This window comes from Anaerotignum sp. (assembly GCF_045122575.1).
GTDB lineage: Bacteria > Bacillota > Clostridia > Lachnospirales > Anaerotignaceae > Anaerotignum_A.
In genome coordinates, this window is sequence record NZ_JBGVHV010000162.1 from 1 (window position 1) to 8,755 (window position 8,755).

Annotated in this window: 9 protein-coding genes and 1 tRNA gene; 4 read left to right on the plus strand and 6 right to left on the minus strand. The window is 49.8% G+C overall.

Annotation, left to right across the window (positions count from 1 at the left end; all coding sequences use genetic code 11):
* The 3 genes from msrA to ACJMLT_RS08015 all read right to left on the minus strand — a co-directional run.
* A partial coding sequence (gene msrA, locus ACJMLT_RS08005; protein WP_405729158.1) for a peptide-methionine (S)-S-oxide reductase MsrA occupies positions 1–429 on the minus strand: 429 nt, incomplete at its 3' end.
* A gap of 11 nt (positions 430–440) precedes the next feature.
* Positions 441–1,322, minus strand: coding sequence for a carbon-nitrogen hydrolase family protein (locus ACJMLT_RS08010; RefSeq protein ID WP_405729161.1), 882 nt, complete (start codon positions 1,320–1,322; stop codon positions 441–443).
* Between the two features lie 248 nt (positions 1,323–1,570).
* Positions 1,571–2,947 carry a sodium-dependent transporter gene (locus tag ACJMLT_RS08015; RefSeq protein WP_405729164.1) on the minus strand — a complete coding sequence of 459 codons (1,377 nt, stop codon included), beginning with the start codon at positions 2,945–2,947 and terminating at the stop codon, positions 1,571–1,573.
* 232 nt (positions 2,948–3,179) lie between these two features.
* On the opposite strand from ACJMLT_RS08015, the gene ACJMLT_RS08020 reads away from it, so the two are divergent.
* The 4 genes from ACJMLT_RS08020 (at position 3,180) to ACJMLT_RS08035 (ending at position 5,953) form a co-directional block, all read left to right on the plus strand.
* On the plus strand, positions 3,180–4,451 hold the full coding sequence (locus ACJMLT_RS08020) for an L-cysteine desulfidase family protein (RefSeq protein WP_405729167.1): 1,272 nt from the start codon (positions 3,180–3,182) through the stop codon (positions 4,449–4,451).
* A gap of 212 nt (positions 4,452–4,663) precedes the next feature.
* Positions 4,664–4,736, plus strand: a tRNA-Phe gene (locus ACJMLT_RS08025).
* A 368-nt stretch (positions 4,737–5,104) separates the two neighbouring features.
* Positions 5,105–5,467, plus strand: a complete 363-nt coding sequence (locus ACJMLT_RS08030; RefSeq protein WP_405729170.1) for a NusG domain II-containing protein — start codon at positions 5,105–5,107, stop codon at positions 5,465–5,467.
* On the plus strand, positions 5,468–5,953 hold the full coding sequence (locus tag ACJMLT_RS08035) for a Gx transporter family protein (protein WP_405729173.1): 486 nt from the start codon (positions 5,468–5,470) through the stop codon (positions 5,951–5,953).
* Between the two features lie 41 nt (positions 5,954–5,994).
* On the opposite strand, the gene ACJMLT_RS08040 is transcribed toward ACJMLT_RS08035, so the two are convergent.
* From ACJMLT_RS08040 to ACJMLT_RS08050, 3 genes are all read right to left on the minus strand, one after another.
* Entirely contained in the window at positions 5,995–6,822 is an 828-nt protein-coding gene (locus tag ACJMLT_RS08040; RefSeq protein WP_405729176.1) for an aldo/keto reductase, read from the minus strand.
* Positions 6,823–6,835: 13 nt separating this feature from the next.
* Complete coding sequence (locus tag ACJMLT_RS08045) at positions 6,836–8,065, minus strand: CCA tRNA nucleotidyltransferase (protein ID WP_405729179.1); 1,230 nt, start codon at positions 8,063–8,065, stop codon at positions 6,836–6,838.
* 131 nt (positions 8,066–8,196) lie between these two features.
* Complete coding sequence (locus tag ACJMLT_RS08050) at positions 8,197–8,682, minus strand: pyridoxamine 5'-phosphate oxidase family protein (RefSeq protein WP_405729182.1); 486 nt, start codon at positions 8,680–8,682, stop codon at positions 8,197–8,199.
* Positions 8,683–8,755 lie beyond the last annotated feature (73 nt).

Here is an 8,755-nt window from a genome sequence, read left to right on the forward strand (position 1 = left end):
GATGAACTGACGCAGGGGCAGATTTTCGATCATGATGGGCTGTTTGTAATCCTTCTGCAGTTCTGTCAGAAAGGCTTCGGCTGTCTGTTTCTGTTCTTCGTTCAGAGAATAAATGCCTGTGCGGTACTGGATGCCCACATCCATGCCCTGTCTGCCCAGAGAAGTAGGGTCGATGGTGTAGCAGTATTCCTTCAGAATTTCGGTCAGAGAAATTCGGTCTGCGTCGAAGATCACTTCCACCGTTTCTGCATGACCGCTGTGGCTGCATACTTCTTCATAGGTCACATGGTCGCGCAGGGGCGGATTCCACAGGGGCTTTTCGCCCAAGGCATAGCCCACCTTCGTTTCCAGCACACCTTCAATGGTTTTCATATAATGCTCCGTGCCCCAGAAACAGCCGCCTGCCAGATAAATGGTTTCTTTTTTCATAGGATGGTTTTTCACTCCTTATTGTAATAATGAGCCAGAGGGCCGCCTGCCAGATTTCGCTGTGTTCGTCCGATGGTGGCTTCATAAGGAACATCATACATATCTGTTCTTCTGTGTTTCAGGAGAGGTAACTGCTGTCTTACTGTTTCCACTCTTTCCATATCCCATTCCACAGTCAGGATGCCTTCGGTTTCATCCATCTGACCTAAAATCGCACCCCAAGGATCGGTGGAGATGGAATGCCCCCATGCGGTATAGGAGGATTCCATGTCCCTTGCGGGGGCGCAGCCCACCATGAATACCTGATTATCCAAGGCACGCATGCGGAAGGACATTTCCCAGTGGGCGGGGCCTGTGGTCATGTTGAAAGCAGCAGGTACGAAAATGGCATTTACCCCTTCGATCGCCAGCAGACGGGACAGTTCGGGAAAACGGATATCGTAGCAGATAATGAGCCCCATCTTGCCCCAAGGGGTAGGGAAGGTGGTCACGTCTTTCCCTGCAGTGAAGGTGTCGCTTTCCATGAAGTACTGACCGCCGGGCACATTGATGTCAAAGAGGTGAGTTTTTCTGTGTTTGGCGATGCATTCGCCCTTGTCATTGTAAACGAAGGAGGCGTTGTAAATTTTTCCATCAGAAGAAAGGGGGACGGAGCCTGCTACGATATACAGACCCATTTCCTTCGCCATTTCTGCGATTCCTGTCAGGAAAGGGGAGTTGTAGGGCATGGCGTATTTTACAAAGGCGCTGTTTTCATAGGGGCAGCAGCACATTTCGGGCAGGACGGCGATGTCTGCACCTTCGGCTTTTGCCTCTTTCAGCATTTCTCTGATTTTAACGATATTTTCTTCTGGTGTTTCCAGCGTTTTCATCTGCAATAAGGATACTTTCATTGTTTCAAACCTCCTTAGTTCCATTTTTTTCAGTATAGCATATTTTCAGAAAAAAAAGAAAACTTCTGCACTGCGGCAAAAGTTTTCTTGTGATTTTGATATTCATTTCGCAAAAGCGAATGCTTTTGCAATTCGGGTTCCAAGGGTAAGAGCACCGCAAAGATTATGCGGCGGCGAAGCCGTCTTCCGAAGGAAGATGCTTTGACTAGATTCCCTTGGTGGGGTTTGGGGCAAAGCCCCAAGAAAGATTACCAGCCAAACATGGATTTGTAGCCCATTACGAATACATACAGGATGATCAGAGGCAGGATGTATTTGATATACAGTCTGATGGCGTTGGGGAATTTCACACCGTTACCTGTGTTTGCTTCGCCCATGAATTTATCCCAGCCCCAGCCCATTTTCCAAGAACAGAAGATAACGTAGATCATGGAGCCCAGAGGCAGGATGTTGTTGGATACGATGAAGTCTTCCAGATCCAGTACGCCGGAACCAGCACCCAGAGGCTGGAAGTCAGCCAGTACGTTGTAACCCAGTGCACAAGGCAGACACAGGATCAGCATCAGAACGATATGGATGGATACGATTTTTTTCTTAGGCATATCTGTCAAGTCTTCCCAGAAAGCGATCAGGTTTTGGAATACCGCGATTACTGTGGAGAATGCCGCGAAGCACATGAACAGGAAGAACAGTGTGCCCCACAGACGACCGCCGGGCATTGCGTTGAATACGTTGGGCAGTGTGACGAAGATCAGACCGGGGCCTGCGCCGGGGTCAACACCGTAGGCAAAGCATGCAGGGAAGATGATCAGACCAGCCATCAGCGCTACGGATGTATCCAGAACGGTGATGGAGATGGCTTCACCGCACAGGGCACGGCTGCGGTCAATGTAAGAACCGAAGATGGCCATGGCACCCATACCGATACTCAGTGTGAAGAATGCCTGGCTCATTGCGGCAAACAGTACAGTGGACAGACCGTGTTCTTTGATGGCACCAAAGTTAGGTGTCAGGTAGAATTTCAGACCTTCTTCGCCGCCGGGCAGGAAGATGGAACGAACTGCCAGAACGATCATCAGAACAATCAGTGCCAGCATCATCACTTTTGTGATTTTTTCAACACCATCCTGCAGACCTTTTGCAACGATAAGCATACAGGAAATGACAACGAATGCCATAAAGCCGATATTGATGGAAGGGCTGCCCAGTGTGTTGTTGAAAGCAGCGCCGATCGCGTCAGCATCCAGACCTGTGAAACCGCCTGCTGCCATTTTTACAAAATAATAAACCATCCATCCTGCAACTGTTGTGTAGAACATCATCAAGAGGTAGTTGCCTGCCATGGCAGGATATTTGAACAGATGCCACTTCTGTCCTTTCTTTTCCAGCATATCCATGGACATGGCTACACTGCGCTGGCTGGCACGGCCAACTGCCAGTTCGGCTGTCAGTGCGGGGATACCCAGAATCAGCAGGAACATGAAGTAGATCAGTACAAAAGCACCGCCGCCGTACTGACCGGTGATGTAAGGGAATTTCCATACATTACCCAAACCGATGGCACAGCCTGCAGAAATCAGGATGAACCCCAGTCGGGAACCAAATTTTTCTCTTTGTTTTTCCATAATAAAAAATACCTCCTCTTAATTTGTCTGGCAAATTGTATTTATTTTTATACGATGTCGGACAAGTCTTTTTGATTATAAAGGAGTTTTAATAGAAATACAATATAAAATCGAAAATTTCGATGGTATCTATTAAAATTCCTGTTATGTCGATAAAAAGGGGAAAATGGTGGTATTTTCTTATGGTTGGATGTATACTCAGAAATACAGGAAGAAGAAGGAGGGATTCTCGATGAAATTCGATTTTACATCTTTATTGAAAAGCGAAATCAAGCCTGCCCTGGGCGTAACGGAAGTAGGGGCCATTGCGCTGGCGGCGGCAAGGGCTTATGATGCCGTGGGCGGCACATTGCTCCATATTCAGATGGTGATGAACGGCGGCATGTATAAAAATGCCTTTTCCTGCGCGATCCCCGGTACGGAAGAACTGGGCTGTGAAATGGCGGCGGCGTTGGGGGCTTTGGGCGGCGACTGGAAACTGGGTCTGGAAGTGCTGAAAAACATCAATGCAGACCATGTGGCACAGGCAAAAGCGCTTTCTATCCCCATTGAAATTGAAGTGGATGAAACAAAGGACAGCATTTATATCTTTGCGGAAGTAACTACCACAAAGGGCGTAGGTCTGTGCCGCATTGAAGATTTCCATGCCAATATCGTTTATGTGGCAAAGGATGACGAAGTGCTGTTTGAAGGCGAAAAAACGGAAGTGACAGCAGCAAAAGGAGATATCATCGACTTTGAAGCAGTGACGGTGGCAGATATGGTGGACTATGCGAAAAATGTGCCCATGGAAGAACTGGACTGCATCAAGGGTATGATCGAAATGAACTGCCAGCTTTCCGCGGAAGGGGAAAAAGGTGTTGGTCTGGGCATCTGGAAAACCCTGTCTGCTTTCCAGAATAAAGGCGCTTTGGGCAACGACATGATCTATGCGGCCCAGAAACTGACATGCTCTGCTATGGATGCCCGTCTGGCTGGGCTGCCCTTTGCGGCGATGAGTATCGTTGGCAGCGGTTCCCATGGTATTTTGTGTTCCATGCCCGTTGTTTCTTATGGTAGATATATGGAAAAATCCGAAGAAGAGATCATCCGTGCGGTGGCACTGAGCGGTCTGATCACCATTTACAGCAAGCATTATACAGGCAGACTGTCTGCGCTTTGCGGCTGTGTACTGGGCGGCGGCAGCGGCGCGGCTTCCGGCATCGTTTATCTGATGGGCGGCGGCGCGAAGGAAGTTTCCGCGGCGATGGATCACATGGCGGCGAACCTGACAGGCATGATCTGTGACGGCGGCAGCACAGGCTGTGCCCTGAAGGCGTCTGCAGGGGTTTATTCTGCGTATCTGTCTGCGATGCTGGCGATGGAAGGTGTGGAAATCCCTCATAACTTTGGCGTGATCGGTTCTTCTGCGGAACAGACAGAAAAGAATCTGGGCAGAATTTCCGACGAAGGCATGGCGCCCATGGATACAACTATCATCGATGTCATGAAAAAAGGACGTTAAACCGTGAGGTTCCACCTCACACTCCGCAAGGGGGATAATCCCCCTTGACCCCTATACCGCAAACGCATATCTATACGTTTGCAAGTGAGGGTCCAGGGAAATCATTTCCCTGGCGGGGGTGTAGGGGGCAGCGCCACCTACGAAGAAAAAATAAAATTTTTTATTGACAGGTGTGTTTTTTTGTGGTAATATACATCTTGTCGCTAAGACATGCCCAGATAGCTCAGTTGGTAGAGCAGTGGACTGAAAATCCACGTGTCACTGGTTCGATTCCGGTTCTGGGCACTTTTTTTATGCCCAAAAACAGCAGAAAGTGGCTATGGCGCGTTGGATGCTTGCATACAAAAGCGCATAGACATTTGATGCGTACAACACATGAGCAAAGAAGGCGGCAGCCGATTTGCGAATGCTGTCGGTGATTGCGAGAGCGCGAAGCGTGGAGCAATCGGTTTTTGGTTATCGATTGTGGCAGAAGGCGACAGCCGATTTGCGAATGCTGTCACGATTGCGGGGGTGCGGATGCACAGAGTAATCGGTTTTTGGAAAAAATAAGAAAATTGGTGGATGGAAGCAGTTGGTTCTTGCTTTCATCCTTTTTTCTTGTTATCCTAAAAGATAGTGATTTATATTTTTGACAGAAAGGCGGTGCGGAAATGAAAAAAACAGACCTGATTCTGGCTTTGGCTGCCATCCTTGCGGCGGCAGGCATCTGGCTCTTCTATTCCGCAGGTGCAGACAAAGGGCTGACCGCCGTGGTAACGGTAGACGGCGAAGTGAAAGCAGAAATGCCTCTGGAAGAAAACGGCGATGTGCGGATCGAAACAGAGGCGGGATATAATATCGTGCATACAGAAAACGGACAGGCTTTCGTTACAGAAGCGGACTGTCGTGACCAGATCTGTGTGGATCATAAAAAGATCGAAAAAGTGGGCGAGACCATCGTTTGTCTGCCCCACAAGATGGTAGTGGAGATCATTGGCGAAGGCGAAGCGGAAGTGGATATGGTGGTGGGCTAAATGGACTATAAGAAAATTCCATATTACGGCCTGTTTGCCGCCCTTGCCATTCTGATGGGCTATGTGGAAATGATGATCCCCGTGCCGATCCCCATTCCCGGGGTAAAGCTGGGGCTGGCCAATGTCATTATCATCATTATGATGTATTTCATGGATACGAAAAGTGCCTTTTTCGTTTCCCTTGTCCGCGTGTTCCTGTCGGGGCTCCTGTTTGCGGGCTTTGCGGGGCTGCTCTATAGCCTTGCGGGGGCTATGCTCAGCTTTCTGGTGATGGCTCTGCTGAAGAAAACAGGCAAATTCAGCATTATCGGTGTTTCCCTTGCCGGCGGCGTTTTCCATAACGTAGGTCAGGTGACGGTGGCGGCACTGGTGGTGGAAAATGTGAAAATGGCCTATTATCTGCCCTTCCTGCTGGTCAGCGGCGTGGTGACGGGCATCCTCATCGGCATCGTGGCAAAAACGGCGCTGGGCTATTTGAAAAGATAAAAAAGACTTCCGAAAGGAAGTCTTTTTTGCTTTGTAATGATTCAGAAGCGTTCCGGATGCTGCCCCGACCAGCCGGTTTCGGGCATGGTGGTCAGGCGGTAAACATCCTCCATGGACAGGTCAAAATCAAAAATATCCAGATTCTGCTTCATTCGTTCGGGGGAAGAGGACTTGGGCAGGGGCAGAACATTGCTCTGCAGGCAGAAGCGCAGGCAGATCTGCGCCGGTGTCTTGCCGTATTTCTGCGCCAGTTCCAAAAGCAGGGGGGCTTCAAACATTCTGGTGCGGCCCAGAGGGCTCCAGCCTTCCACCTGAATGCCCTGATTCAGACAAAACTGAAGCGCAGCAGGCTGGGCATAGCCGGGATGGAATTCCAGCTGATTTACCATGGGGCGGGTGTTGCAGTCCTTTAAAATATGCAGCAGATGGTGGGGCAGGTGGTTGCTGACGCCGATGGCGGAAACAGCTCCTTCGTCATACAGTCGTTCCATGGCCTTCCACGTTTCCGTCAGCACAGGTTTCCAGTCGGCATCGGGGGCGGACTGGGGCCAGTGGACAAGGAACATATCCAGGTACTGCACGCCCAGATCATTCAGGGATGCTTCAAAGCTGCGCAGGGTATTGTCGTAGCCCAGATCGGTTTTCCATACTTTTGAGGTCAGGAACAGTTCCCGTCGACTCAGACCGCAGTTTTTGATGGCGTTGCCGATCATTTTTTCGTTTTCATATCTTCTGGCCGTATCCAGATGGCGATAGCCCGCATCCAGCGCGTCCAGAATGATTTTTTCCTCTGTTACTTTATAGGTGCCGTAGCCCAGAAAGGGCAGTTCCACACCGTTTTCCAGAATAAATCCCTTTGTACCGATCATCTTTCATTCCTCCTTAAATCAATCCCTTTGCCTGTAAGAGAGAAAGGGCTTTTTCTGTCAGGGTTTCTTTTGTATTTTTTTTCGGTGCCTGCAGCACCATGTCCAGCAGTTCTGCCAGAATTTCCCCCAGAACTTTGCCGTGGGGGGCACCCATGGCCATCAGGTCTTTGCCGGAGAGTGCCATGGTTTTCAGGGTCAGGCAGTCGCCGTCCGCAAGGATCTTTTCAAACAATGCCTTGCTTTCTTTATGGGGGGAAGTGGGGCGCAGGATGGATTGTACCGTCAGCAGTTCTGCCATGGCATCTTCACCGATGGTGCCTGCCAGTTTGCGGAGAGGATATGCTTCTGTAGGCACATCGTCTTTCAGCTGTTCCAGCAATAAAGTCACACGTTTCAGTGTATGATTGTCAAATTTCATGCCCTTCAGGAAGTTTTTCGCTTCTGCGGGCGTATAGTCCTGCAGGACGATGCACCATCTGAGCAGGGCATCCTTGGGGCAGACGGAAATTTCCGCAGGAAGGGTCTGACTTCTGGCGATGAGCTTTGCGGAAAGGACAGGATCGATCTGTGCCAGCAGGCCGCTTTCCCACAAAAGGGGCATTTTTTCTTGATAAGGAGACAGCCAGAGTTTTTCCAGCTCTTCGCGGATACGCTCCACGCTGATCTTCTGGATGAGGGCGGTATTGGCGCAGAGAGCCGCCCATGTTTCCGGTTCGATTTCAAAACCCAGCTGAGCTGCAAAACGCACACAGCGGAGCATCCGCAGAGCATCCTCCTGAAATCGTTTCGGGGGATCGCCCACACCGCGAATGGTACTTTCGGCGATGTCTTCCTGTCCGTGGAAGGGATCGCGGAAGCCTTCGGCGGGATGATACGCGATGGCGTTCATGGTGAAATCCCGACGCAGCAGGTCTTCTGTCAGGTTTTTGGTGAAGGAAACTTCGTCGGGGTGACGGCAGTCGGCATATTCCCCGTCTACGCGATAGGTGGTCACTTCGTAATTTTCCTTATGCAGCACAACGGTGATGGTGCCGTGCTGGATGCCCGTATCGAAGGTATGGTCGAAGAAAGTCTTCGTTTCTTCCGGCAGGGCAGAGGTGGTGATATCCCAGTCCTGGGGGATGCGCCCCAGAATGGAGTCGCGGACACAGCCGCCGACGATATAGGCTTCGTGGCCGCCTTCGTTTAACTTATTCAGGATAAATGCCGCATCGGACGGCATCTGTAGTTTCATTTCAGACATGGAGAACCCTCCTTCTTGTTCGTTCTTGTGATTGATTATAACACAAAAACAAAGAAGAAGCACCTGCGGAGAACAGATGCTTCTTGGAGGGGAATAGTTATTTTTTATATTGATAAAAGTATGGTTGTTTTTTATTTTTTATCATAAGGTTTGACTTCTACGGCCTGTTTTTCGAAGTCAATGAAGATCTGGTAAGCATAGTTTTCATCGCTGGTATCCCAGACTTCTACGAATTTGGGGCTCACTTCGATGATGATCTCTGTGTCTTCGTGGCTGTATTTGTTGTAGCTGCCCCAGAGATGTTTTTTGTAGCCCTGCTCGAACACGCGGCCGGGTTCATCCACCACCAGCCCTTTATTTGCCGCGGTGCCTTCGATCTGGATGCCGCCCCAGCACATGGCTACATTGGGGTTCTGATACAGCTGCTGGGTTTTGCGGAAGTTTTTGTCTGTTTTGAACCAGACTTTATCGTCATAGAACAGGCAGCTGACGTTTCTTACCATAACGTAATCATTCACACTGCTGGCCAGAGCCATGATCTTCCAGTCCCCCAGCTGTTCCCACAGGAGGGCTTTTGCCTGTTCAAAAGTTAAGTTTTTATCCATGCTGAATTTCATATCGATTTCTCCTTTATGCCTTTGTCTGTTCTGCCGTTGCTGCCTTTGCGCCTGTGCCGTTTCCGTGCAGGAT